The sequence below is a fragment of the Streptomyces sp. NPDC111507 genome, from assembly GCF_055638955.1.
Map to the genome: position 1 here is coordinate 107,825 of NZ_JBVKBU010000023.1, position 23,879 is coordinate 131,703.

General features: G+C 71.2%; 20 protein-coding genes. 13 read left to right on the forward strand and 7 right to left on the reverse strand.

Going from position 1 to position 23,879, the window contains the following annotated elements:
• Positions 1 to 254: 254 nt before the first annotated feature.
• Complete coding sequence (locus tag ACZ7M2_RS47545; protein WP_471600568.1) at positions 255 to 1,178, reverse strand: HhH-GPD family protein; 924 nt, start codon at positions 1,176 to 1,178, stop codon at positions 255 to 257.
• 271 nt (positions 1,179 to 1,449) lie between these two features.
• Here ACZ7M2_RS47545 and ACZ7M2_RS47550 point away from each other — a divergent pair, with 271 nt between their 5' ends.
• Positions 1,450 to 2,250, forward strand: coding sequence for a hypothetical protein (locus ACZ7M2_RS47550; protein ID WP_471600569.1), 801 nt, complete (start codon positions 1,450 to 1,452; stop codon positions 2,248 to 2,250).
• A gap of 199 nt (positions 2,251 to 2,449) precedes the next feature.
• Here the strand turns inward: ACZ7M2_RS47550 and disA are convergent, their stop codons facing one another.
• Together disA and radA are read right to left on the reverse strand one after the other, a co-directional pair.
• On the reverse strand, positions 2,450 to 3,574 hold the full coding sequence (disA, locus tag ACZ7M2_RS47555; RefSeq protein ID WP_067373625.1) for a DNA integrity scanning diadenylate cyclase DisA: 1,125 nt from the start codon (positions 3,572 to 3,574) through the stop codon (positions 2,450 to 2,452).
• 79 nt (positions 3,575 to 3,653) lie between these two features.
• Positions 3,654 to 5,063, reverse strand: coding sequence for a DNA repair protein RadA (gene radA / locus ACZ7M2_RS47560; protein WP_095853276.1), 1,410 nt, complete (start codon positions 5,061 to 5,063; stop codon positions 3,654 to 3,656).
• 204 nt (positions 5,064 to 5,267) lie between these two features.
• On the opposite strand from radA, the gene ACZ7M2_RS47565 reads away from it, so the two are divergent.
• A complete protein-coding gene (locus tag ACZ7M2_RS47565; RefSeq protein WP_471600570.1) occupies positions 5,268 to 7,058 on the forward strand; it encodes a BACON domain-containing protein in 1,791 nt (596 codons plus the stop codon).
• Positions 7,059 to 7,104: 46 nt separating this feature from the next.
• Here the strand turns inward: ACZ7M2_RS47565 and ACZ7M2_RS47570 are convergent, their stop codons facing one another.
• Entirely contained in the window at positions 7,105 to 7,965 is an 861-nt protein-coding gene (locus ACZ7M2_RS47570; protein ID WP_471600571.1) for a DUF3109 family protein, read from the reverse strand.
• 71 nt (positions 7,966 to 8,036) lie between these two features.
• On the opposite strand from ACZ7M2_RS47570, the gene ACZ7M2_RS47575 reads away from it, so the two are divergent.
• The 4 genes from ACZ7M2_RS47575 (at position 8,037) to ilvD (ending at position 13,134) form a co-directional block, all read left to right on the forward strand.
• The gene (locus ACZ7M2_RS47575; protein ID WP_471600572.1) at positions 8,037 to 8,969 is read left to right on the forward strand and encodes a Ppx/GppA family phosphatase; all 933 of its coding nucleotides are present in this window, start codon (positions 8,037 to 8,039) and stop codon (positions 8,967 to 8,969) included.
• A gap of 381 nt (positions 8,970 to 9,350) precedes the next feature.
• Positions 9,351 to 10,175 carry a sugar phosphate isomerase/epimerase family protein gene (locus ACZ7M2_RS47580; protein ID WP_075032411.1) on the forward strand — a complete coding sequence of 275 codons (825 nt, stop codon included), beginning with the start codon at positions 9,351 to 9,353 and terminating at the stop codon, positions 10,173 to 10,175.
• A complete protein-coding gene (locus ACZ7M2_RS47585; RefSeq protein ID WP_471600573.1) occupies positions 10,172 to 10,789 on the forward strand; it encodes a TetR/AcrR family transcriptional regulator in 618 nt (205 codons plus the stop codon). Before ACZ7M2_RS47580 ends, ACZ7M2_RS47585 begins: the two co-directional genes overlap by 4 nt.
• Positions 10,790 to 11,280: 491 nt before the next feature.
• The gene (gene ilvD, locus ACZ7M2_RS47590; protein WP_352053923.1) at positions 11,281 to 13,134 is read left to right on the forward strand and encodes a dihydroxy-acid dehydratase; all 1,854 of its coding nucleotides are present in this window, start codon (positions 11,281 to 11,283) and stop codon (positions 13,132 to 13,134) included.
• A gap of 59 nt (positions 13,135 to 13,193) precedes the next feature.
• Here the strand turns inward: ilvD and ACZ7M2_RS47595 are convergent, their stop codons facing one another.
• Positions 13,194 to 15,377 (reverse strand): serine/threonine-protein kinase, encoded by a 2,184-nt coding sequence (locus ACZ7M2_RS47595; protein ID WP_471600574.1) that lies wholly within the window; start codon positions 15,375 to 15,377, stop codon positions 13,194 to 13,196.
• Between the two features lie 161 nt (positions 15,378 to 15,538).
• Here ACZ7M2_RS47595 and ACZ7M2_RS47600 point away from each other — a divergent pair, with 161 nt between their 5' ends.
• The 4 genes from ACZ7M2_RS47600 (at position 15,539) to ACZ7M2_RS47615 (ending at position 17,861) form a co-directional block, all read left to right on the forward strand.
• Positions 15,539 to 15,859 carry a peptidase gene (locus ACZ7M2_RS47600; protein ID WP_471600575.1) on the forward strand — a complete coding sequence of 107 codons (321 nt, stop codon included), beginning with the start codon at positions 15,539 to 15,541 and terminating at the stop codon, positions 15,857 to 15,859.
• 126 nt (positions 15,860 to 15,985) lie between these two features.
• The gene (locus ACZ7M2_RS47605) at positions 15,986 to 16,273 is read left to right on the forward strand and encodes a peptidase (RefSeq protein WP_471600589.1); all 288 of its coding nucleotides are present in this window, start codon (positions 15,986 to 15,988) and stop codon (positions 16,271 to 16,273) included.
• A 66-nt stretch (positions 16,274 to 16,339) separates the two neighbouring features.
• Positions 16,340 to 16,819 carry an EamA/RhaT family transporter gene (locus ACZ7M2_RS47610; RefSeq protein WP_471600576.1) on the forward strand — a complete coding sequence of 160 codons (480 nt, stop codon included), beginning with the start codon at positions 16,340 to 16,342 and terminating at the stop codon, positions 16,817 to 16,819.
• 166 nt (positions 16,820 to 16,985) lie between these two features.
• Positions 16,986 to 17,861 carry a class I SAM-dependent methyltransferase gene (locus tag ACZ7M2_RS47615; protein ID WP_471600577.1) on the forward strand — a complete coding sequence of 292 codons (876 nt, stop codon included), beginning with the start codon at positions 16,986 to 16,988 and terminating at the stop codon, positions 17,859 to 17,861.
• On the opposite strand, the gene ACZ7M2_RS47620 is transcribed toward ACZ7M2_RS47615, so the two are convergent.
• Complete coding sequence (locus tag ACZ7M2_RS47620) at positions 17,825 to 19,261, reverse strand: SulP family inorganic anion transporter (protein WP_471600578.1); 1,437 nt, start codon at positions 19,259 to 19,261, stop codon at positions 17,825 to 17,827. The two genes, ACZ7M2_RS47615 and ACZ7M2_RS47620, sit on opposite strands and share 37 nt — an antisense overlap.
• A 294-nt stretch (positions 19,262 to 19,555) precedes the next feature.
• Between ACZ7M2_RS47620 and ACZ7M2_RS47625 the strand changes: the two genes are divergently transcribed.
• The 3 genes from ACZ7M2_RS47625 to proC all read left to right on the forward strand — a co-directional run bounded on the left by ACZ7M2_RS47625 (position 19,556) and on the right by proC (position 22,300).
• The gene (locus ACZ7M2_RS47625) at positions 19,556 to 20,416 is read left to right on the forward strand and encodes an ABC transporter ATP-binding protein (protein WP_471600579.1); all 861 of its coding nucleotides are present in this window, start codon (positions 19,556 to 19,558) and stop codon (positions 20,414 to 20,416) included.
• Entirely contained in the window at positions 20,413 to 21,213 is an 801-nt protein-coding gene (locus tag ACZ7M2_RS47630) for an ABC transporter permease (protein WP_471600580.1), read from the forward strand. The genes ACZ7M2_RS47625 and ACZ7M2_RS47630 overlap by 4 nt, the downstream gene beginning before the upstream one ends.
• 277 nt (positions 21,214 to 21,490) lie before the next feature.
• Positions 21,491 to 22,300, forward strand: coding sequence for a pyrroline-5-carboxylate reductase (gene proC, locus ACZ7M2_RS47635; protein ID WP_471600581.1), 810 nt, complete (start codon positions 21,491 to 21,493; stop codon positions 22,298 to 22,300).
• A gap of 70 nt (positions 22,301 to 22,370) precedes the next feature.
• On the opposite strand, the gene trpS is transcribed toward proC, so the two are convergent.
• Positions 22,371 to 23,369 (reverse strand): tryptophan--tRNA ligase, encoded by a 999-nt coding sequence (gene trpS, locus ACZ7M2_RS47640; protein WP_471600582.1) that lies wholly within the window; start codon positions 23,367 to 23,369, stop codon positions 22,371 to 22,373.
• Positions 23,370 to 23,879: the final 510 nt, after the last annotated feature.

Sequence of the window (23,879 nt, forward strand, 5' to 3'; positions counted from 1 at the left end):
CCCCGTTTCCGACGTGCCTGGCTCGCGCCTGCTGCCGGTTGTCCGTTTCCTGTGTCCCGCTGTCGTTCTGCTGTGCGTGCGGTACGGGAATGAAGCTACGGAGGCGTTGTCACGGGGTTGTCCGAGGCAGCCTTCGGTGAGCGCTCGGCTGTACGTCGGTTGTGTAACGGATGGATGAGGTGGGTAGGGCGGCGTGGTTACATGTCCCGGTTGGGGTGGTTTTGCGCGTGTGACCGGTGTCCTGGGGGCGGTGACTAGGTCAAGGGCAGCCGATACAAACCACCCGGGAGCGGCTCCACGAGTCCGTCGGCGACGAGTCCGTCGAGGGCGCGGGCCCGCTGCACGGGCTCGTCCCACACGCGATCGAGTACGGACTGCGGGACCGGGCTCTCGACGGACTCCCTCAGTACGGCGAGGAGTTTGCCGCGCACCTGGCGGTCCGTGCCCGCGTACGTCTGGCCGCGCCGCGGCGGGCCGTCGTGCGCCGGCTTGCCCGCCAGCCGCCAGGCGCACTGCGCGGCGATCGGGCAGCGGTGGCAGGCCTCGTTCTTCGCCGTGCAGATCAGTGCGCCGAGCTCCATGGAGGCGGCGGCCCAGTGCGAGGCGGTGCCCTCGTTCTCGGGCAGCAGGGCACGGGCGAGCTTGCGCTCGGCGGCGGTGGTGGCGTTCGGCGGGTACTGCACGCCGCTGACGGCCCGTGCGAACACCCTTCGGACATTCGTGTCCAGCACGGCATGCCGCTGCCCGTACGCGAACGAGGCGACGGCGGCGGCCGTGTACTCCCCGATACCGGGCAGCGCGAGCAGCTGAGCGTGCTCCGTGGGTACGTCGCCGCCGTGCCGTTCCGTTATGGCGACCGCGGCGCCGTGCAGCCGGAGCGCACGGCGGGGGTAGCCGAGCCGGCCCCAGGCTCGGACGGCTTCGCCCGGAGCCTCCTTGGCCAGGTCGGCGGGGCGGGGCCAGCGGGCGACCCACTGCTCGTACACGGGCAGGACACGGCTCACCGGAGTCTGCTGCAACATGAACTCACTGACCATCACGCCCCAGGGGCCGGCGTCGGGGCGGCGCCAGGGAAGGTCGCGGGCGTGCTCGTCGAACCAGGTGATCACCGGCTCGTGCAGGGTCTTGCCGAGGGCGTCGGGCTGGGGGCTGGGTGTGGGCATGGTGGGTGCAGTCATGGCGGTTCCGATCCTGCCATGCGGGGAGGGGGCTACGCGGTTTCCTCCGAGGCGCGGAGGAGTGGCTTTTCGCACCGGCCCCGCACGGGCTCCTTCGCCTGAGGGGGCGCTCCGGTCGGCCGGAGGGCCGCGCCCGGCAACCTCCGGAGGACGGGAAGGGGCGGTGTGGGGGCAACTCGGCCGGTGTGCCGGAATGATGATCCGGAAAAGATGACGCTCAGGGCGGCGGGTGGGGCGAGCGCCGGCGTGGATCTCTCGTACAGTTTGCGCCGTGGGATCTATGCGCAATCCGGTCGGGCCACTTCCCTCCACCATCTACTGGCGTCGGAGGGCCGTTCTGCTGTCCCTGGTAGCGCTGTTGGCGCTGCTGATCGCCTGGGTCGTCAGCAGCGGCGGCGGAGGCGGCAAGAAGAACGCGGACGGGTCCAACGGGAAGAACCCCGTGCAGACGATCACCCCGGGCCCCTCCGGTTCCGGACCCGCGATCAGCCAACACCCGGGCGGCCGCGACGAGTCCAGCCCCGGCACGACCGCCGGCACGGCGAGCGGCGGCAGCAGCGGCGGTGGGGACGGTTCCGGTGGGACCGGCAGCGCGGGCGGTGGTGGCTCGCAGGGCGGTTCCAGCGCCGGCACCAGCTCTGGGGATCAGGTACCGGCCGGCTCCACCCTCCCCAACTGCACCGCGGGCGCCGTCAAGTTGACCCTGCGCAGCGTGCACAACACGTACGCCCCCGGCGACAAGCCCTCGATCGAGCTGATCGCGAAGAACTCCTCCGCCACTGACTGCAAGGTCGATCTCGGCCCGAAGAGCGCGGTCCTGACGATCACTCAGGCCGGTGGCGACAAGAGCTTCTGGTCCTCGAGCGACTGTCCCAAGGACGTGGCCAGCCTCTACTTCCGCGTTCCGGCCGGCGACCAGGTGACCTACACGGTCGACTGGGACCGCACGGCCAGTGCCGCCGAGTGCGCCACACCTCCGGCGGGTTCGGCGACCCCGGGCACCTACCTGGTGGAGGCGAAGGCGCCGGGCCTGGCCAAGGCGACGACGTCGTTCGTGCTGTCCCAGGACTGACTGCCCCAGGACTGACTGTGCCAGGGCTGACTGTCCCAGGAGTGAGCACGGAGGCGGGCGATCGCGCCCGCACGGCTCGCACGCGCCTTTGAAACGCGCCCGGCCTCGCGAGACGGAGCGCGTAGGACACAGCCCGTAAGGCATAGCGCGTCAGACGGAGTGCATCAGGCACAGCGCGTCACGGGCTAGGTACGGCGCGTCAGACGTAGCGCTCCAGGATCGACGACTCCGCCAGTCGCGACAGCCCCTCACGGACGCTGCGCGCCCGCGCCTCGCCCACCCCGTCGACCGCCTGGAGCTCGTCGACGCTCGCGGCGAGCAGCTTCTGCAGACCGCCGAAGTGCTCCACGAGGCGGTCGATGATGGCGCCGGGCAGACGCGGGACCTTGGCGAGGAGGCGGAAGCCGCGCGGGGAGACCGCGGAGTCGAGCGCCTCGGGGGAGCCGGTGTAGCCCAAGGCTCTCGCCACCGTGGGCAGTTCGAGCAGCTCGGAGTGGGGCAGGGCGTTCAGGTCGGAGAGGGCCTCGTCGACCGTGCGGGAACGCTTCGCGGTCGGCTCCGGCACGTAGTCCCGGACCACCAGCTCCCGCTCGGGCTCCACGCCCGCGATCAACTCGTCCAGCTGGAGGGCGAGCAGACGCCCGTCCGTGCCCAACTCCACCACGTACTCGGCGATCTCCGTGGCGATGCGCCGCACCATCTCCAGGCGCTGCGCCACCGCCGACACGTCCCGGACGGTGACCAGGTCCTCGATCTCCAGCGCGGAGAGCGTGCCCGCGACCTCGTCGAGGCGGAGCTTGTAGCGCTCCAGGGTCGCGAGGGCCTGGTTGGCGCGGGAGAGGATCGCGGCGGAGTCCTCCAGGACGCGGCGCTGACCGTCGACGTACAGCGCGATCAGACGCATCGACTGGGAGACCGAGACGACAGGGAAGCCGACCTGCTTGCTCACCCGGTCCGCCGTGCGGTGCCGGGTGCCGGTCTCCTCCGTCGGGATCGTCGGGTCGGGCACGAGCTGGACGCCCGCCCGCAGGATCTTGGTGATGTCCTTGTCGACGACGATGCCGCCGTCGAGCTTGCACAGCTCGCGCAACCGGGTCGCCGTGAAGTCGACGTCCAGGACGAAGCCGCCCGTGCACATGGACTCGACGGTTTTGTCCCAGCCGAGCACGATGAGTCCGCCGGTGTTCCCGCGGAGGATCCGCTCGAGCCCGTCGCGCAGGGCCGTGCCAGGTGCCACGGCGCTCAATGAGGCGCGCATCAGGCCATCGGCACCGGAGCTCCCACCGGACTTTCCGGGAGCTGCTGCCCGGTCGTTGGCTGCCACTGCACTCCTCCGGTCGCGGGTTTCCGGTCGCCCAAGATTCGTCCAGGGTTCGTACGGACGGGCGAGACCAGGGCAAAGTCTACCGGCGCTGCTCCTCGTCCCGTGGGGCCTCTCTGTGACGGGAGCGTGGAAGGACTCGCAGTGCCTCGCCCATGTCCGCGACTTCCAGGACCTTCATACCGGCGGGGATCTTGCCCGGATCGCCGGGAACGAGGGCGTGCGTGAAGCCCAGACGGTGGGCTTCGGCGAGCCTGCGCTGCACTCCCGTGACCCGTCTGACCTCGCCCGCGAGCCCTACTTCGCCGATCGCCACGAGGTTCTTGGGGAGCGGGGTGTCACTCGCCGCCGACGCGAGCGCGAGGGCGATCGCGAGGTCCGCGGCGGGCTCGGAGAGCTTCACGCCGCCCACCGTCGCCGAGTAGATGTCCCGCTTGCCGAGGGCGCTGATCCGGCCTCGCTGCTCCAGGACCGCCAGCATCATCGAGACCCGGGAGGTCTCCAGGCCGGACGTCGTACGACGGGGGGAGGGGATCTGGGAGTCGACGGTGAGGGCCTGTACCTCGGCCACCAGCGGGCGGCGGCCCTCCAGGGTGACGGTCAGGCAGGTGCCGGGGACGGGCTCGGCACGGCGGGTGAGGAAGAGGCCGGAGGGGTCCGCGAGGCCCGTGATGCCCTCGTCGTGCAGCTCGAAGCAGCCGACCTCGTCGGTCGTCCCGTACCGGTTCTTGACCCCCCGGACGAGACGCAGGCGCGCGTGGCGGTCGCCCTCGAAGCTCAGGACGACGTCCACGAGGTGTTCGAGCAGACGGGGGCCCGCGATCGCGCCGTCCTTGGTGACATGGCCCACAAGGAGTGTGGACATGCCGCGCTCCTTGGAGGCACGGATGAGCGCCCCGGCGACCTCCCGGACCTGGGCCATACCGCCGGGCGCCCCGTCGATCTCCGGAGAGGCGACGGTCTGGACCGAGTCCAGGATGAGGAGCGAGGGCTTCACGGCGTCCAAGTGGCCGAGCACGGCGGCCAGGTCGGTCTCCGCCGCCAGGTAGAGGTGGTCGTCGATCGCCTTGATGCGGTCGGCGCGCAGACGGACCTGGCTGGCCGACTCCTCACCCGTCACGTACAGCGTGCGGTGCTCATCGCTCGCCGCCTTCGCCGCCACGTCCAGGAGGAGCGTGGACTTGCCCACACCGGGCTCGCCCGCGATCAGGACGACCGCGCCGGGGACGAGACCGCCGCCGAGGACGCGGTCCAGCTCGGGTACGCCGGTGGAGCGGGCCGTGGCCTGACGGCCGTCGACCTGCCCGATCGGCACCGCGGAGGTGGTGACGCGGCCCGGTGTCGTCGTACGGACCGCGGGAGCGCCGTACTCCTCGACCGTGCCCCACGCCTGGCACTCGGGGCAGCGGCCCAGCCATTTGGCCGTCTGCCATCCGCACTCGGTGCAGCGGTAGGACGGCCGGTCCTTCGCGGTTTTCGTACGGGCAGCCATGACGGAACCGTAGCCGAGAGGACTGACAGCACGGGCGGGCCCGCTCGGTGAGGCATCCGCCATGCCCTGCCGTTGCCGCCTGTGACGGTGTGGGCCACGCAATCGGAGGGTCCTGTCCCCTTTTGAGGGATCGTTTCACCCGTACGGATTAAATGTGCTCAAGGGGGAAGAAGGGGCCACCCCGGGGCACCTACGGTCGCACGGGTGATGAGCAGCAGTCCGGAGACCTCCACGCACACCACCGGTACACACCGGGCGCACGGAGATGCGCGCAAGCGGGTGACCGCGCCCCGCGGCGCGCACACCCGCACCCTGGCTCAGCGCCCTCCCGCGCGCTACGAGCCCTACTTGGACGGCCTTTTCACCTACTGCCTGTCCGTGCTGTGCGACCACGACGAGGCCACCGCCGCCCTCGGGGACGCCCTCGCGTTGGCCGAGCGCCGTGGCCAGCGTGGCCCGGTGTCCGCGGACGACCGCCGGGCCTGGCTGTACGCCCTCGCCCGCTGGTCCTGTCTGCGCAAGCTCACCGAGGCCCGGCACAGGCGCCAGGCGGCCCACGCCTCCGGTCGGCGTACGCCCGCCAAGGGCCACAAGGCCCTCTTCAAGGGGCACAAGGAAGCCGCCGGCCGGCATGCGGCCGAGGCGCTGAGCGCCCCGGTCTCCGAGGAGGCGCAGGAGCGGCGCCGGCACGAACTCGCCCTGCTGGCGTGGCCGGAGGCGGCGGGCACCAGCCCCGAGCAGCGCGAGGCGCTCGAACTCGCCGTGCGCCACCAGCTCGCCGCCGCCGAGGTCGCCGCCGTCCTCGGCCTGGACCTCGTCAAGGCGCGCGAACTGCTCGCCACCGCCGCCTGCGAGGTCGAACGCACCCGCGCCGCCCTCGCCGTCGTGGAGACCGGCACCTGTCCGAGCGTCGGCCGCCTCACCGGCGACAACCAGCTCGTCCTGAGTACCACCCTGCGCCGGGAACTGGTCCGGCACGTCGACGACTGTCCGCGCTGCCGCCGCACCGCCGAGCGCGCCGCGCCCGGCGCCTGGCCCGGCACCACCGTCACGCCCGCCGCGCTTCCCGTCCTCGAGGCCCCGCGCGCGGCCCTGCACATCGCGATGGCACACGTCCCGCGCGCGCGGGGTGCCGCTCCACGCTTCGACCGGCGCGGTTTCCCCGTGGACCCCAAGGACCACGCCGCCCGCCGGGACCGTCTTCGCGCGCGTGCCGTCACGACGACCGTCGTCGCCACCGTCGTCGCCGCACCCGTCCTGGCCCTCTGGGCGGCCTATCGTGGCGCGCCCCTCACCGGCGAGGGCGCCGACGGCCGCTCGATCACCGCGAGCGAGGCGCACGGCCCCGACGGCATCACCGGCGACGAGGCGGGCGGCTACGAGAACGCCGGCAACGCCAGCGCCAGACCCGACGCCCGTTTCGCCAAGGGGAACCGCTCGCCCGACGTCTCCGTGGAGGTCATCAGCGCCCCCAGTGCGGGAAGCGGCGCCGGACACCTCTCGGTCCGGGCCTCGGGCAGCGGCGACACGACCCTTGTCACGCTCGCCGCCTCCGGGAACTCGCCGGTCCACTGGTCCGCCGGGACGGGAGCGTCCTGGCTCTACTTCAGTCAGTCGTCGGGAACGCTGGCCCCAGGAGAAACGTTCACGATCAAGGTGTACGTCGATCATCTTCGCGAGCCGGTGGGCCCCTGGGGCGCGCGGGTGGCGATCGCACCGGCGGGAGCGGTGGTCACGATCGGGGGGTACGGAACAGCGGGTCCGTCCACCCCGGCCGGCTCCGGCCCGACGCCCGGCCGTCCCATCCCGTCCGCCCCCGGTCCGACCCCGCCCGCCTCGGACCCGCCACCGACGCCCAGCGACCCCCAGCCGACGCCCACGGACCCGTCGTCCCCGCCCCCTTCGTCGGACCCGTCGGGCCCGTCCGATCCGTCGGACCCGGGCGGTTCGACGCCGCCGCCCGGCGACAGCTCCGCCCCGAACCCGTCCTCGTGACGCCCGCGGGGCGGGAAGGGGCGGGAAGACGATGGACCGGGGGGTCTCAGGCGACCGGATCCGCGGGATGCGGCGCCAGCAAGGGCAGCTGCGAGGCCAGCCGCTCCTCGCAGAGCTCGACCAGCCGGTCGTAGCCCGCCTTGCCCATCAGCTCGATCAGTTCCGGGCGGTACGAGACGTACACCGGGTCGCCCGCGCCGTGTGCCGAGGTCGCCGACGTGCACCACCAGTGCAGGTCGTGGCCGCCCGGACCCCAGCCCCGGCGGTCGTACTCGCCGATGGAGACCTGGAGCACGCGCGTGTCGTCGGGCCGGTCGATCCACTCGTACGTCCGGCGCACGGGCAGCTGCCAGCAGACGTCCGGCTTGGTCTCCAGGGGCTCGCGCCCCTCCTTGATCGCCAGGATGTGCAACGAGCAGCCCGCGCCGCCGGCGAAGCCGGGCCGGTTCTGGAAGATGCACGAGCCCTGGTAGGGGCGGGTCTGGCGGTCGCCGTCCTCGTCCTCGGAGACCCAGCCGGTCTTCAGCCCCACGTCATGGTGCTGCCAGATGTCCGGCGTGAGCCGTGCCACGTGCCCGGCCACCCGCTTCTCGTCGTCCTCGTCGGAGAAGTGGGCCCCGAGGGTGCAGCAGCCGTCGTCGGCGCGACCGGCCTGGATGCCCTGACAGCCGCTTCCGAAGATGCAGTTCCAGCGAGAGGTCAGCCATGTCAGATCGCACCGGAAGACCTGCTCGGCGTCGGCGGGATCCGGAAACTCCACCCATGCCCGAGCGAAGTCGAGCCCCTTCTCGTCGGACACGGTGGCCTTCTTCGGGGGCTTCGTCGGGGACTTCTTGGACGCGGAGGGCTTCGCCTGCGAAGAACCCTTGGTCGATTTGTCGGGCTTCGCCTTTTTCGTCTTTGGCACCCGTCCAGGGTAAGTCGCTTCAGCCCGCTCCGGGGACGGTCGATCGCCGTACGCGCAGTAGCGTTCCGTATATGAGACTCGGTGTCCTCGACGTGGGTTCGAACACGGTGCACCTGCTGGTGGTGGATGCACACCCCGGCGCGCGCCCGCTGCCCGCGCACTCGCACAAGGCCGACTTGCGGCTCGCCCAACTGCTCGACGAGAGCGGGGCGATCGGCCTCGACGGTGTCGAAAAACTGATCGCGACCGTCCGGGACGCGCTGGAGGCCGCCGAGGACAAGGGCGTCCAGGCCCTGCTGCCGTTCGCGACCTCCGCCGTGCGCGAGGCCAGCAACGCCGACGACGTACTGGCCCGGGTGAAGGCCGAGACCGGCGTCGAGCTCCAGGTCCTGACGGGTGCGGAAGAGGCCCGGCTGACCTTCCTGGCGGCCCGCCGCTGGTTCGGCTGGTCGGCGGGGAAGCTGCTGGTCCTCGACATCGGCGGCGGTTCGCTGGAGATCGCGTACGGCATGGACGAGGAGCCGGACGCGGCGGCGTCGCTGCCACTCGGTGCCGGACGGCTGACCGCGGGCTGGCTGCCCACCGATCCCGCCGACCCGGCGGCCATCAGGGCCCTGCGCCGCCACGTCCGGGCCGAGATCGCGCGTACCGTCGGCGAATTCAGCCGCTTCGGCGCCCCCGACCACGTGGTCGCCACCTCCAAGACCTTCAAGCAGCTCGCCCGCCTGGCCGGCGCCGCCCGCTCCACGGACGGCCTCTACGTCCAGCGCGAACTCAAGCGCCGCTCCCTGGAGGACTGGGTCCCCCGCCTGGCCTCCATGACCGCCGACGAACGTGCCGAACTCCCCGGCGTCTCCCCAGGCCGCTCCAGCCAACTCCTCGCCGGCGCTCTCGTCGCCGAGGGCGCCATGGACCTCTTCGCCGTGGAAACCCTGGAAATCTGCCCCTGGGCCCTACGAGAGGGCGTCATCCTCCGCCGCCTGGACCAGATGGCATCAGAGTGACCGAGTAACCCGCCGCCACGTGCCCCGCGCCCCACCAGGAACGCGGGACACGGCGCGCCAGCCACCAGGAACGCGGGCAACGGCGCGCCCAGCCCCCCACACAGCGCGCACCCACCCAGAGGCCCGCGCCCCACCAGGGGCGCGGGGAACGGCGCGATCAGCCACACCCCACCCACCCACCGACGCACGCCCCTCACCAGGGGCGCGGGAAACTGTGTGCCCAGTCACACCCCACCCGCACTCACCCACGACAACCGCCACAACGGCGACGGGGCACCCCGCCCCACGGCCACCCATGCCCACCCGACCCCCATCCGACGCCGACCCCCGGCCAACCCCCACCACCCCCCGCCCCGCCGCCGGAGGCTTACGCTGTCCCTCGTGGCAGAACCAGTCGTGCGCATCCCGGATGCGAAGGTCGCGCTGTCCACGGCGTCCGTGTATCCGGAGTCGACGGCGACGGCCTTCGAGATCGCCGCGCGCCTCGGTTACGACGGTGTAGAGGTGATGGTCTGGACCGACCCGGTCAGCCAGGACATCGAAGCCCTCCGCCGCCTCAGCGACTACCACCAGATCCCGATCCTCGCCGTGCACGCCCCCTGCCTGCTGATCACCCAGCGCGTCTGGTCCACCGACCCCTGGGTCAAGCTCCAGCGCGCCCAGGCGGCGGCGGAGAAGCTGGGCGCGTCGACGGTCGTCGTACACCCCCCCTTCCGCTGGCAGCGCCAGTACGCGCGCGACTTCGTCACGGGCATGTGGCGCATGGCGAACGAGACGGACGTACGGTTCGCCGTCGAAAACATGTACCCCTGGCGCTACCGCGACCGCGAGATGCTCGCGTACGCCCCCGACTGGGACGTGACGAAGGACGACTACCGCCACTTCACGATCGACCTCAGCCACACCTCGACGGCCCGCAGCGACGCCCTGCAGATGATCGACCGCATGGGCGACCGCCTCGGCCACGTCCACCTCGCCGACGGCAACGGCTCCAACAAGGACGAGCACCTCGTTCCGGGCCGTGGCACCCAGCCCTGCGCCGAACTGCTGGAGCGCCTCGCCCTCTCCGGCTTCGACGGCCACGTCGTCATCGAGGTCAACACCCGCCGTGCCATGTCCAGCGCCGAACGCGAGGCGGACCTGGCGGAGGCGCTGGCCTTCACCCGACTGCACCTGGCCTCCGCGGTGAAGGTGCCCCGCCGGTGACGGACGCCACCACCCCCCGTCGTAGGGGACGGCCCACCCGTACGGAGACGGAGGCGGCCCCCGCCACCCGCGACCGCATCCTGGACGCGGCCCGCGAGGAGTTCTCCGAGCGCGGCTACGAGAAGACGTCGGTGCGTGGCATCGCCAAGGCCGCCGGGGTCGACTCCGCCCTCGTGCACCATTACTTCGGCACCAAGGAGCAGGTCTTCGAGGCGGCCATCGAGGGCGCGTTCGCGCCCGCCCTGGCCGCGCCGGCCGCGGTCGAGGACGGCCCGCTCGACACGGTCGGCGAGCGCCTGACCCGCTTCCTCCTCGGTATCTGGGAGAACCCCACCACTCGGACCCCGCTGCTCGCCATCGTCCGTTCCGCCGTGAACAACGAGACCGCGGCCGCCGTCTTCCGCCGCCTCGTCGCCGCCCAGCTGCTGCGCCGCATCTCGGGCCGCCTCGACCTGCCCGACGCGGAACTGCGCGCCGAACTGGCGGCGGCCCAGCTGGTGGGGGTGGCGATGCTCCGCTACGTCATCAAGATCGAGCCGCTGGCATCGGCGGACGTGGAACGCATCGTCGAGCGGGTGGCTCCGGTGGTACAGGGCCACTTGACGGCCCCGTGAGCTGAGCGCCCCCACAGGGGCGCGGGGCTGTGACATGGTGCGGCTCCGCCGCGTGGGCGCACGACCCCACCCCGCTCGGCAACCCCCCCCAACACACTGACCCCCACAGCCACCAACCACCCGAGGCCGCGACACGACCCGAGACCGCCACGCGATGCAGGGCCACCACGCGACGCGAGGCCGCCCTGCGACGCGAGGGGCCGTGGCGGTACGTCGCAAGCCCGTCGCTTACGTCCGGATCGAGCAGCGGCTCCCTTGCCCGGCCCACGTCTGATCCAGCGGCGACGGGCTCGACGTACCGCCACGGCCCCGCCCCACCACCGAGAACAGCCCCGCCCCACCACCGAGAACAGCCCCGCCCCACCACCGAGAACAGCCCCCGCCACTCGCTCGCCGAGACAGGCATCCCGCATTCCGGACACCCCGTCCGAATCCTGGGTCACCGGCGTAGGCTCGACCTCAGTCATTACTCTCCGAAGGAGCGAGCGACGATGCCCGAGCTGAGGTCCCGCACAGTCACCCACGGCCGCAATATGGCGGGCGCACGCGCCCTTATGCGCGCCTCCGGTGTACCGGGCGCGGACATCGGACGGAAGCCGATCATCGCGGTCGCCAACTCCTTCACGGAGTTCGTGCCGGGCCACACCCACCTCCAGCCCGTCGGCCGCATCGTCAGCGAGGCGATCACCGCGGCCGGGGGCATCGCGCGCGAGTTCAACACCATCGCGGTCGACGACGGCATCGCGATGGGCCACGGCGGCATGCTGTACTCGCTGCCCTCCCGCGACCTGATCGCGGACTCGGTCGAGTACATGGTCGAGGCGCACTGCGCCGACGCGCTGATCTGCATCTCGAACTGCGACAAGATCACCCCCGGCATGCTCATGGCGGCCCTGCGCCTGAACATCCCGACGGTCTTCGTCTCCGGCGGCCCCATGGAGTCCGGCCGCGCCACCCTGGTCGACGGCACGGTCCGTACGCTCGACCTGGTCGACGCGATCTCCGACGCCGTGAACGACAAGATCTCGGACGAGGACATCCTCCGTATCGAGGAGAACGCCTGTCCGACCTGCGGCTCCTGCTCCGGCATGTTCACGGCCAACTCGATGAACTGCCTGACCGAGGCCATCGGCCTGTCCCTCCCTGGCAACGGCTCGGTGCTCGCCACCCACACGGCCCGCAAGGGCCTGTACGAGGACGCGGCCCGCACGGTGGTCGACATCACGCGCCGCTACTACGACCAGGACGACGAGTCGGTCCTGCCCCGCAACATCGCCACGCACGCCGCGTTCGAGAACGCCATGGCCCTCGACATCGCCATGGGCGGCTCCACCAACACGATCCTGCACCTGCTGGCCGCTGCCCAGGAGGCGGGCGTCCCCTTCGGCCTGGACGAGATCAACGAGGTCTCGCGCCGTGTGCCGTGCCTCGCCAAGGTCGCCCCGAACGTCGCCAAGGACCGCACGTACTACATGGAGGACGTGCACCGCGCCGGCGGCATCCCCGCCCTGCTGGGCGAACTGCACCGCGCGGGCCTCCTGAACGAGGACGTCCACTCGGTCCACAGCCCGTCCCTCTCCGACTGGCTGAAGACCTGGGACGTGCGCGCCGGATCCCCGTCCCCCGAGGCGATCGAACTGTGGCACGCGGCCCCCGGCTGCGTCCGCTCCTCCGAGGCCTTCTCCCAGTCCGAGCGCTGGGAGGCCCTGGACGAGGACGCCGAGGGCGGCTGCATCCGCTCCGCCGAGCACGCCTACTCCAAGGACGGCGGCCTGGCGGTCCTCAAGGGCAACCTGGCGGTCGACGGCTGCGTGGTGAAGACGGCGGGCGTCGACGAGTCCATCTGGACCTTCGAGGGCCCCGCGGTCGTCTGCGAGTCGCAGGACGAGGCCGTCGACAAGATCCTCCGCAAGGAGATCACCCACGGCGACGTCGTCGTCATCCGCTACGAGGGCCCCAAGGGCGGCCCCGGCATGCAGGAGATGCTCTACCCGACGTCCTTCCTCAAGGGCCGCGGCCTCGGCAAGACCTGCGCCCTGATCACCGACGGCCGCTTCTCCGGCGGCACCTCGGGCCTGTCCATCGGCCACGCCTCCCCCGAGGCGGCCTCGGGCGGCACCATCGCCCTGGTCCAGGACGGCGACCGCATCCGCATCGACATCCCGAACCGCTCGGTCGAACTCCTGGTCTCCGACGAGGAACTCACCACCCGCCGCGACGCCCTGAACGGCGTCTACGCCCCCGCGAACCGCGACCGCAAGGTCTCCGCCGCCCTCCGCGCCTACGCCGCGATGGCAACGAGCGCCGACAAGGGCGCGGTACGAGACGTCTCCAAGCTGGGCTGACCCGACGCCAGAAGCTCATCGGAAGGGGCCGCTCCGTGGGGAGCGGCCCCTTCCGCGCTTCACCAGGCGGAGGGATCGCGCCCGTCGACCGCGAAGAGCGATCCGTCCGGAGCGGCCGAGTAGACCTTCCCGTCGGCCGCCAGCGGCGCCGGGATCGCGCCGACGAGCGAGCCCCGGTCGTCGCCGAGCCGCGACTTCGTCTGACCGAGCAGGGTGCCGCGTGCGGTGTCCACGGCCAGGAGTCGTCCGTCCACCGCGGTCAGATAGAGCCGTCGCCCGGACACGACCGGAGCCGAGGCCGTGCTGACGGAGGTCTCCACGCGCCAGAGCTGGGCCGACGTCCCGGTGTCCACGGCGACCAACGCCCCTCCGCCGGCCAGCAGGTACACCGTGTCGCCCTGTACGGCGGCCTGTGACGACGGCAGCGGAATGGTCAGCGGGATGCGGCGGACCGAGCGATCGGCCGTGTCGTACCGCACGACGGCATCCGTGTACTGGTCGGTCGCGCTCGAGGTGAACCAGACCACTCCGTCATGGGATCCCACGATGGTCAGCGTCCCGTCCAGACTCCGCTGCCAGCGCGTGGCGCCGGTCTGCGGGTCCACGGCTGTCACCCGTGTCCCGTTCCCGGTCCCCGTCACGGCGTAGGCGATGGCGTCCCCGTACGAGTAGAAGCTCGGCGATGGCTGGCCGGGGATCGAGCGGTGCCACTTCTCCTCGCCCGTCGCGGCATCGAGTGCGGTGACCTTGCCGTCCGGCCCGGTGAGCAGGACGACGCCGCCGACGTGGGCGATGTGACCCCGGTAGCGCGAGGTGTCACGGCTCCACCGGGTTGTGCCGGTGGCGGGGTCCAGCGCCGTCAGCCGCCGTCCGTCTCCGCTGGCGACCTGCAGAAGCCCGCCGGACAGCACGGGCGGCGCCGTCGAGTAGCGGCTTCCCTGGTCCGTGTCGCCGCGCGACCACAGGACGTGTCCGTCCGCCGGGTCGAGCGCGGCGGCCAGGACGCCGGGACGGACGCAGTACAACTCGTGCGGTGCGTACGTGCATCGGGGCAGGCCCTTGGCCTTGGCGCCGTGGGTGCCCAGGGAGATGTCCCATGGCTGGAAGCCGCTCTGCGACCGCTGTCCCGCGCTCTTCTTCGGCGTCTTGGCGTCGGGGCTGTCGAGGAGGGCGAAGGCGCCGACGACCACGGCGGCGATCACGGCCGCGGTAACGGCGGCCGCGAGCCGCCAACGCCTTGCGAGGACCCTCTTGAGTTTCCTGGAGTCCTCGGGCCTCTTCGGCATGGAGGGTTTGACCCGCGCGGACGTCGCCGACTGCCCGCTCGGTCCACGCTGTTCAGGGATGCCCGAGCTACGCTGCTCGGCAATGCCTGATCCGCGCTGCTCGGGAATGAACGCCTGCGTGTCGTACGAGGCCGACACCGACTTCAGCGCCGTCATCAGCTCGTCCGGTGTGGGCCGGTCCTCGGGCTCCTTGGCGAGGCAGCGCGCGACAAGGCCGGCCAGCTCCTCCGGGACACCTGTCAAGTCCGGCTCGTCATGGACGACTTGATAGGCCACGAGATACGGGCTGTCGGAGTCGAAGGGGCCGCTCCCGGTGGCCGCGTGCACGATCACCGAGCCCAGCGCGAAGACATCGGCGGCCGGTCCGACCTCCCGCGGCCTGCGGAATTGCTCCGGCGCCATGAACGGCGGCGTGCCGATCAATTTGCCTGTCTCTGTCCGCAGTTCGCTGTCGGAAGGCCGCGAAATGCCGAAGTCGATGACTTTGGGGCCGTCGTCGGCCAGGAGGACATTGCTGGGCTTGAGATCGCGGTGCACGACACCGGCCCGGTGAATGTCGCGCAGCGCCTCGGCGAGGCCGGCCATCAGGTGGCGCAGCCGGGCCGGAGGCAGTGCCCCATTCCGCTTCACATGCTCGGCGAGGGTCGGCCCGGGAATGAACAGCGTGGCCATCCACGGGTGTTCGGCCTCCGGATCGGCGTCCACCACGGGCGCGGTGAAGGCACCGCTCACCCGTCGAGCCGCCGCGACCTCCTGCCTGAACCGCCCCCGGAACTCGGGGTCTTGTGCGAATCCGGCATGTACGACCTTGACGGCGAGCCGCAACCCGGAGGCGGACCGCGCCAGATGCACGATGCCCATGCCACCGGAGCCGAGCTGCGCCTCCAGCTGGTACTGCCCGGCAAATCGCGGAAGTTCCGCTTCCGGGTCTGTACCGGCGCTGCGCTCTGGCGGCATCACTCACCCCCCGTGGGTCCGTCCGCATGCGCGACGCGCAGAGCCTAGTCGATGCTTCGTGCGAACCATCGGCGGCTTGCTAGCCTCGACGCGCAGCGCGATTTTGGCGTGAACCGTTCACGGCAAGCGTTTCAGACAAGCATTCAACGGGGGAGGCCAGGATGGCCACGGAAGACATAGGGATCGCAGGCGCGGAAGAGACGGCGGCGGCCGAGCCGCTGAGCGCGGAGTCAACCCGCACGTATCCTCTCGCACCGGGATACAGCGTCAACGTCCGCAGCGGCCCGGGCACGCATTACAGCATCGTCCGCACCCTGCCGGCGGGCTCGAGCGTCCCGATCTACTGTCAGTGCCCGGGGGAGTCCGTCAGCGGCTACTACGGGACGACGAACGTCTGGGACAACATCGCCAACGGCCAGTTCGTGTCGGACGCCTACGTGAAGACGGGCAGCGACGGTTACGTGGCACCGCGCTGCGCCTGAACCCGCCCACGACGCCGCCGGCGACCGAGCGAGGGTCACCCGCACCCCTACCGACAGGACAGAGGGATGAAAATCAAGGGACGCAGATCCGCCACGTTCGCCGGTGCTGCCGTCGGAGCGTTTCTGATGGTGATGGGGTCGCCTGTGGCCGCATCCGCGGACGCGGTGACGTACTACCCGATCGCACCCGGCTACAGCGTGAACGTCCGCAGCGGCCCCGGCACGGGATATTCCATCGTCAGGGTTCTGCCGACGGGCTCCAAGGCCCCGATCTTCTGCCAGCGCCCCGGTGAGACGGTCAGCGGTCCCTACGGGACGTCGAACATCTGGGACAACATCGCCAACGGCGAGTACGTGGCCGACGTGTACGTGAAGACGGGCAGCGACGGTTACGTGGCACCGCGCTGCGCCTGACCGAACGAGGCCAGGGACTCGAACCGGGCCCGGGGCCCCGCGGCCGGCCGGAGCGATAATCGTCGAGTGAGTGACGAGAACCAGTCCGGTACCCCCGCGGGACCCCAGCCCGAACCCCTCCGCTTCTTCGGGACGACCTGGGTGGCCCAGGACGGCGGCTATACGGTCCGCCGCATCGCCGTGGCCGTCGGCTCGCTCGCCGCCGCGGTCGCCGCCTGCTTCGTGCTCCGCTTCGCCTACCAGGGCCTGGCGATCGCGGACGTCGGCAAACCGGTGACCCTCCTGGTCGTGGTGATGTTCGCGGTGTGCAGCGCGCTCGCGTTCCGCCACACCTGGGACGCCTTCTCCAAGCGCCCCGACCCCGACCGCCAGGCCTCCCTCCGCGGCCTTCTGGCCATCGGCTTCATCGGCTCCCTCCTCGCCTACGCCCTCCGCGCCCTCGCCGAGGCCCCGGGCGAGAAGCTGGCCCGCGAGGAGTACGAGGAGGCACGCCGCCAGTACGAGCGCCGCTCCCACAACCCCTCCAAAAAACGCCGCCGCCCCTGACACACCTCCCAGGGGCGCGGGGAACTGCGCGCGCAGCCCCCACCCACCCGCAGCCGAAGAACCCACCCGGGGGTCCGGGGGCGGAGCCCCCAAGGATGGGACGGGTAGGGGCGGCGGGGGCGAAAACCGCTGTTTCCCCACCCCCGACTCGCACCACCATTCCCTTATGACGACCCACCCGCGCTTCTCCCACACCACCCGAGCACACTCCTTCAACACGGCCGCAGCCCAGTACGCCGCGAACCGCCCCTCCTACCCACCCGCCCTCTTCACCACCCTCGAAGAGCTGGCCGCCCGCCCCCTCAAGGGCGCGCAGGTCATCGACGTGGGCGCGGGCACCGGCATCTCCACCACCCTCCTGCACGCCCGAGGCGCGGACGTCATCGCCGTGGAACCCGGGGAGGGCATGGCCGCCGAGTTCCGCCGCGCCCACCCCGACATCCCCCTGGTCCGGGGCACCGGTGACGCCCTCCCTCTCGCCACCGCCTCCGCCGACTTCCTCACGTACGCCCAGTCCTGGCACTGGACGAACCCGGCCCACTCCCTCCCGGAGGCCTTCCGCGTCCTGCGCCCCGGCGGCGCCCTCGCGCTCTGGTGGAACACGTCCGCCCTCGACGTCCCCTGGATCGCCGCCCAGGCCCAGCGCATCGATCAGTACTTCGAGGACGCCCACCCCACCGAAGAAGGCACCGCCACGAAAGCCGAGGAAGGCACCGCCACCAAAAACGCGGAAGGCACCGCCACCAAGACCCAAAAAGACACCGAATCCCACCAGCGAACCCCGGGCTTCCTCACCGAACGCGCCTTCAAGGGCGCCCCCGAATCCCCGCCCCACACCCACCGCGTCGTCCGCTGGAGCCGCCACGTCCCCATGGACACCCACCTCGCCAACATCGGCAGCCACTCGGCCTTCCTGGTCCTCGGCAAGGAAGACACCGACGCCTTCCTCGCCGAGGAGCGCACCCGCCTCCTGGAGACCTTCCCGGACGGCAGGGTCGAGGAGGTCTACGACGTACTGGTGATCGTGGCCACCCGCTCGTGATCCCGCGCGGCGGCCCACCGCTCCAGGGCCGCCGCACACGCGTGGTCCACATGCCGCAACCCGCCCAGCTCCAGCCGTACGTCACGGTCGTGCGGCAACGCCTCCAAGGCGTCCAGCAGCTTCGGCAGCCGTAGGAACGTGGCGTTCCCCATCACCCGTACGACCATCCCCGCCGCCCCCCGGTCCTCCGTCTCCACATGCACATGGCTGATGTCCCACGCGGTCTTGGCGACGGCGAGCGCAAGCCCGACCAGCACCCCTTCAAACAGATTCCCCACCACGATCGCCACCGCCGTCACACCCAGCACGACCACCTCCCCGCGATGCCCGCGCCACAGCACCCGCACCTCCCGCACCGGCACCAACTTGCAGCCCGCGTGCACCAGCAACCCCGCCAGCGCCGCCACCGGAATGATCCCGAGGACCCCGGGCACCACCACCGTGAAGACCAGCAGCCACACCCCGTGCAGTACGCGCGAAACCTTGGTCTGGGCCCCGGCCTGGACATTCGCCGCGCTCCGCACGATCACCGCGGTCATCGGCAGCGCCCCGAGCGCCCCGCACACGGCGTTCCCGGCACCCTGCGCGATGAGTTCACGGTCGTAGTCGGTCCGCGGCCCCCGGTGCAGCCGGTCCACCGCCGCCGCGCTGAACAGCGACTCGGCGGAGGCGATCAGCGCGAAGGCGACCACCGTCCCGAGCATGCCCACTTCCGTAAGCCGTCCCAGGTCCGCCAAGGACGGCGGCTGTACGGCATCGAGCAGCCCGCGCACCTCGACCCGCCGCACGGACAGATCGAACACCCCGGTCGCACCCGCCGCGAGCGCCACCGCCAGCAACGGCGCCGGCACCACCCGCGCCCCGCGCCGCCAACGCGGCCACAGCAGCAGTACGACCACGGTGGCGCCCCCGACCGCGAGGGCCACCGAGTCCGCGTCCCCGGGCAGCGACACCAGCCCGGCGATCTTCCCGAGCCCGCTCGCTGGCGCGGACGCGTCACCCATGGCGTAGACCTGGCCCGCGATGAGCACGAGGCCGATTCCGGCGAGCATCCCCTGCACCACCGCCACGGACACGGCCCGGAACCACCGCCCGAGCCGCAGCGCCCCGAGCGTGAGCTGCACCAGCCCGGCGCCGAGCACCAGCACACCCAGGGCCCGCAGTCCGTACGTCTGCACCGCCTCGTACACCAGCACGGTCAGCCCGGCCGCGGGCCCGCTCACCTGAAGGCTGCTCCCGGGCAGCACCCCGGCGACCAGCCCGCCGACTATCCCGGTCACCAGCCCCAACTCGGCCGGCACGCCCGAGGCGATGGCGACCCCTACACACAACGGCAACGCAACGAGAAACACGACGAGAGACGCGAACAGATCGGCTCGACGCAGATCGGCTTTACGCATGGCAACGGCACCTCCGGTTGAGAGCGGAAGATGCGTGGGTGCCGAGCCGGGGGAGGGCGCGGCGGATCCAACGGCGCGGCACCAAGGCCGGTGGGCATATGACCGCGCACTGAAATCCATTGTCGGTAACGGGAGTTGATCGCGCAGCCCTTCCGCGCAACCGCCGAGTGAGCACGGAAGCGCGCCACCCCACCGCACGCCGGAGCGCCCCCTTCCGATCACGCCGCCGCGCGCCTGCGCCGTCGAATGCGACCGGGCTTGACGGCGCCACGCCTCCCGAGCAATATTCATCACATGATGAATATTGCTCCTCGGCCCCCCGGCCAACCCCCGGCGACGGCCACCACCACCCCCCAGTCCCCCCAGTCCCCTCAGGCCTCTCAGTCCCCGGCCACCGCCATCCACGCCGCAGGCCTCACCGTCGTACGAGGCCCCCGCACCGTCCTGCGCGGCCTCGACTTCGCCGTACCCCGCGGCCAGATCACCGGACTCCTCGGGCCCTCCGGCTGCGGCAAGTCCACCCTCATGCGCACCGTCGTCGGCACCCAGGCCAAAGTCACCGGCACCCTCGAAGTCCTCGGCCGCCCCGCCGGCGACGCCGCGCTCCGCTCCCGCATCGGATACGTCACCCAGGCCCCCTCGGTCTACGACGACCTGACCATCCGTCAGAACCTCGACTACTTCGCCGCGATCCTCGACCCGGGCCGCGCCGCCGCCGACCGCCGCGCCGCCCATGTCACCCAGGCCATCGCCGACGTCGACCTCACCACCCACGCCGACTCCCTCGCCGGCAACCTCTCCGGCGGCCAGCGCAACCGCGTCTCCCTCGCCGTCGCGCTGCTCGGCACCCCCGAGCTTCTGGTCCTCGACGAGCCCACCGTCGGCCTCGACCCGGTCCTGCGCCGCGACCTGTGGAACCTCTTCCACGCCATCGCCACGGAACGGAAGGCGACGCTGCTGGTCTCCTCCCACGTCATGGACGAGGCCGAGCGCTGCCACCGCCTGCTCCTGATGCGCGAGGGCGAGATCCTCGCCGACGACACGCCCGACGCCCTGCGCGAACGCACCGGCCGCGACACCGTCGAGGCCGCCTTCCTCCACCTGGTCGACGAGGCCACCGCGACCGCCGGCACCCGCAAGGAGACCGTCCGATGACCACGCCCACGAACGCGACCCTGCACGCGGGCACGACGGCCCCCGTCCGCCCGAGCGCGATCAACTACTCCCGTACGACCGCCACCGCGACCCGCGTCCTGCGCCAGCTCCGCCACGACCCGCGCACCATCGCGCTGATGATCCTCATCCCGTGCCTGATGCTCGTCCTGCTCCGCTACGTCTTCGACGGCAGCGCGCGCACCTTCGACTCCATCGGGGCCTCCCTCCTCGGGATCTTCCCGCTGATCACGATGTTCCTGGTCACGTCCATCGCCACCCTGCGCGAGCGCACCTCGGGCACCTTGGAACGCCTCCTCGCCATGCCCCTCGGCAAGGGCGACCTGATCGCCGGCTACGCCCTGGCCTTCGGCGCCGTCGCCGTCGTCCAGTCGGCCCTGGCCACGGGCCTCGCCGTCTGGTTCCTCGGCCTCGACGTCACGGGCTCCCCCTGGCTCCTGCTGCTCGTGGCCCTCCTCGACGCCCTGCTGGGCACGGCGCTCGGCCTCTTCGTCTCGGCCTTCGCGGCCTCGGAATACCAGGCGGTGCAGTTCATGCCGGCGGTGATCTTCCCCCAGCTCCTCCTCTGCGGCCTCTTCACGGCCCGCTCCGCCATGCACCCCGTCCTCGAAGCCCTCTCCGACGTCCTCCCCATGTCCTATGCCGTCGACGGCATGAACGAAGTCCTCAAGCACACCGACATGACGACCAACTTCGTCCGCGACGCGTTCATCGTGGCGGGCTGCGCCCTCCTGGTCCTGACCCTGGGCGCGGCAACCCTGAGGCGCCGCACCGCATGACGATTCCACGCAGACGGGTGCCGGGGCGTAGCCCCGCACCCCAGAGGCGCGGGGAACTGCGCGCCCAGCCCCCACCCACCCGCGGGCAAAAGAACCCACCGGGGGGTCTGGGGGCGGAGCCTCCAGGAACGGGATGGGACGGGTAGGGGCGGCGGGGGCGAGAAAGCCCCCACGGCAACAGACCCACCCCGTCCGCCCAACGGACACCCCACCCCGCCCAACCCCCCAAGTGCGAGGATGACCCCAGGACGACGCACCCCCGGAGGGCACCCGCACCATGACCCAGAAAGTCGCAGTCCTCGGCACCGGCAAGATCGGCGAAGCCCTGCTCAGCGGAGTGATCCGATCCGGCTGGGCCCCCACCGATCTGCTGGTCACGGCCCGCCGCCCCGAGCGCGCCAGGGAACTCCAGGAGCGCTACGGCGTCACCGCCGTCACCAACGCCGAGGCCGCCAAGAACGCCGACACCCTGATCCTCACGGTCAAGCCGCAGGACATGGGCACCCTCCTCGACGATCTCGCCCCCCACGTCCCCGCCGACCGCCTGGTGATCAGCGGCGCGGCCGGCATCCCCACCTCCTTCTTCGAGGAGCGCCTGGCCACGGGCACCCCCGTCGTCCGGGTCATGACGAACACCCCCGCCCTCGTCGACGAGGCGATGTCCGTCATCTCCGCCGGCAGCCACGCCACCGAAGCGCACCTCGCCCACGCCGAGGAGATCTTCGGCGCCGTCGGCAAGACGCTCCGCGTCCCCGAGTCCCAGCAGGACGCCTGCACCGCGCTCTCCGGCTCGGGACCGGCGTACTTCTTCTACCTGGTCGAGGCCATGACGGACGCGGGCATCCTGCTCGGCCTGCCCCGCGACAAGGCCCACGACCTGATCGTCCAGTCCGCGATCGGCGCCGCCGTGATGCTCCGCGACAGCGGGGAGCACCCCGTGAAACTCCGCGAGGCCGTCACCTCTCCCGCGGGCACCACGATCAACGCGATCCGCGAACTCGAGAACCACGGCGTCCGCGCGGCCCTCATCGCCGCACTGGAGGCAGCCCGCGACCGCAGCCGCGAACTCGCCTCCGGCAACAACTGAAGACAACGGGGCCGGGGCTGGGGCCACCGCCCCGGCCCCGTCGCTCACTCGGCCCCTCTCCTCCGGGACTTCAGCCGGCGGCCAGCAGCCCGATCGCCCGATACGCCGCGTCCACCCGAGGACGCGCCATCTCCCGGGCCTTCTCGGCGCCGTCGCGCAGGACCGCCTCCACATACGAGGGATCCGCGCACAACCGCTTATGCCTCTCCTGCACGGGCCTGAGGAGTTCGATCACGGCCTCGGCGGTGTCCTTCTTCAAAGCGCCGTACGACTCATAGGCGCCGCCCAGGGTTTCCGGATCCGCACCCTCACAGGCGGCGAGGATCTCCAGCAGGTTCGAGACCCCCGGCCGCGCCTCGGGGTCGTACACGACGTCCTGCCCGCTGTCGGTCATGGCCCGCATGATCTTCTTCCGTACGGCATCCGGCTCATCGAGCAGATAGACGACGCCGGGCCCCACGTCATCGCTCTTGCCCATCTTCGACGTCGGCTCCTGCAGATTCATGACCCGCGCCGCGACCTGCGGCCGCGTGGCCCGGGGCACCACGAAGGTGTGCCCGTAGCGCTGGTTGAACCGCACCGCGAGATCCCGGGTCAGCTCCACATGCTGCGTCTGGTCGTCCCCGACCGGCACCTCGTCGGTCCCGTACGCCAGGATGTCCGCCGCCATCAGCACGGGATACGTCAGCAGGGACAGCCGCACACTCCCGCCCCGCTCCCGCTCGCGCGCGGCCTTCTCCTTGTACTGGATCATCCGCCGCATCTCCCCGTCGGTCGCGACGCACTCCAGCAGATACGACAGCCGCGCGTGCTCGTCCACATGACTCTGTACGAAGACGGTGCACAGCTCCGGATCGAGCCCCGAGGCCAGCAACAACGTCGCCGCCTGCCTACTGAGCCTGCGCACCCGTCCCGGATCGTGGTCCACGGTCAGCGCGTGCAGGTCGACGACACAGAACAGGGCGTCGGCCTGGTGCTGATCGACATCGGCCCACCGCCGCATGGCCCCGAGATAGTTCCCCAGCGTCAGATGCCCGGTCGGCTTGACCCCACTGAAGACCCGCGTCATCTCTCCACCTCCTGGTCGAGGCCGCCGCACCCGCCGGCCGGCTCCTCCAGGAGGGAGACACAAAAACGGCCGCCGAGGCGGCGGCCGTTGAGTACATACGTGAGTACGGCCGCCTGTCAGGCGGCCCACCACTGCTGGGTGCACGTATGTGTAGTCATGGCTGTGAGCGTACGCCTCCGGAGGGCATCCCGGAGCGGAGTTGACACGCCTCTACCCGGTACGTAGTGTTCTCCGAGTTGTCCGACGTGAGCGCCGACTCCGGTCGGTCCCCGGACAGCCATTCCGCAACAAGCACTCAACGAACGACGACTCGTCGTCGGATCGTTTTCATGCGTGTTTGCGAAATGAGGAATCCGCGTTCGAAAGGGCGCCACCCCGATTAGCTCGGGAGCCAGGAATCCGCTAAAGTCTCACTCGTCGGAACGGCCCAAGGGCTGGGAAGACAAGCCCCGCTGACTGGGAATCAGGCCCGAAAGGATCTGATAGAGTCGGAACCGCCGGAAAGGGAAA

Bases quoted from the DNA above. Each gene is read 5' to 3' on its own strand.
- ACZ7M2_RS47545 (WP_471600568.1), bottom strand. From the start codon at position 1,178: ATGACTGCACCCACCATGCCCACACCCAGCCCCCAGCCCGACGCCCTC.
- radA (WP_095853276.1), bottom strand. From the start codon at position 5,063: ATGGCTGCCCGTACGAAAACCGCGAAGGACCGGCCGTCCTACCGCTGC.
- ACZ7M2_RS47575 (WP_471600572.1), top strand. From the start codon at position 8,037: ATGAGACTCGGTGTCCTCGACGTGGGTTCGAACACGGTGCACCTGCTG.
- ilvD (WP_352053923.1), top strand. From the start codon at position 11,281: ATGCCCGAGCTGAGGTCCCGCACAGTCACCCACGGCCGCAATATGGCG.
- ACZ7M2_RS47595 (WP_471600574.1), bottom strand. From the start codon at position 15,377: ATGCCGCCAGAGCGCAGCGCCGGTACAGACCCGGAAGCGGAACTTCCG.
- ACZ7M2_RS47600 (WP_471600575.1), top strand. From the start codon at position 15,539: ATGGCCACGGAAGACATAGGGATCGCAGGCGCGGAAGAGACGGCGGCG.
- ACZ7M2_RS47605 (WP_471600589.1), top strand. From the start codon at position 15,986: ATGGTGATGGGGTCGCCTGTGGCCGCATCCGCGGACGCGGTGACGTAC.
- ACZ7M2_RS47615 (WP_471600577.1), top strand. From the start codon at position 16,986: ATGACGACCCACCCGCGCTTCTCCCACACCACCCGAGCACACTCCTTC.
- ACZ7M2_RS47620 (WP_471600578.1), bottom strand. From the start codon at position 19,261: ATGCGTAAAGCCGATCTGCGTCGAGCCGATCTGTTCGCGTCTCTCGTC.
- ACZ7M2_RS47625 (WP_471600579.1), top strand. From the start codon at position 19,556: ATGATGAATATTGCTCCTCGGCCCCCCGGCCAACCCCCGGCGACGGCC.
- ACZ7M2_RS47630 (WP_471600580.1), top strand. From the start codon at position 20,413: ATGACCACGCCCACGAACGCGACCCTGCACGCGGGCACGACGGCCCCC.
- proC (WP_471600581.1), top strand. From the start codon at position 21,491: ATGACCCAGAAAGTCGCAGTCCTCGGCACCGGCAAGATCGGCGAAGCC.
- trpS (WP_471600582.1), bottom strand. From the start codon at position 23,369: ATGACGCGGGTCTTCAGTGGGGTCAAGCCGACCGGGCATCTGACGCTG.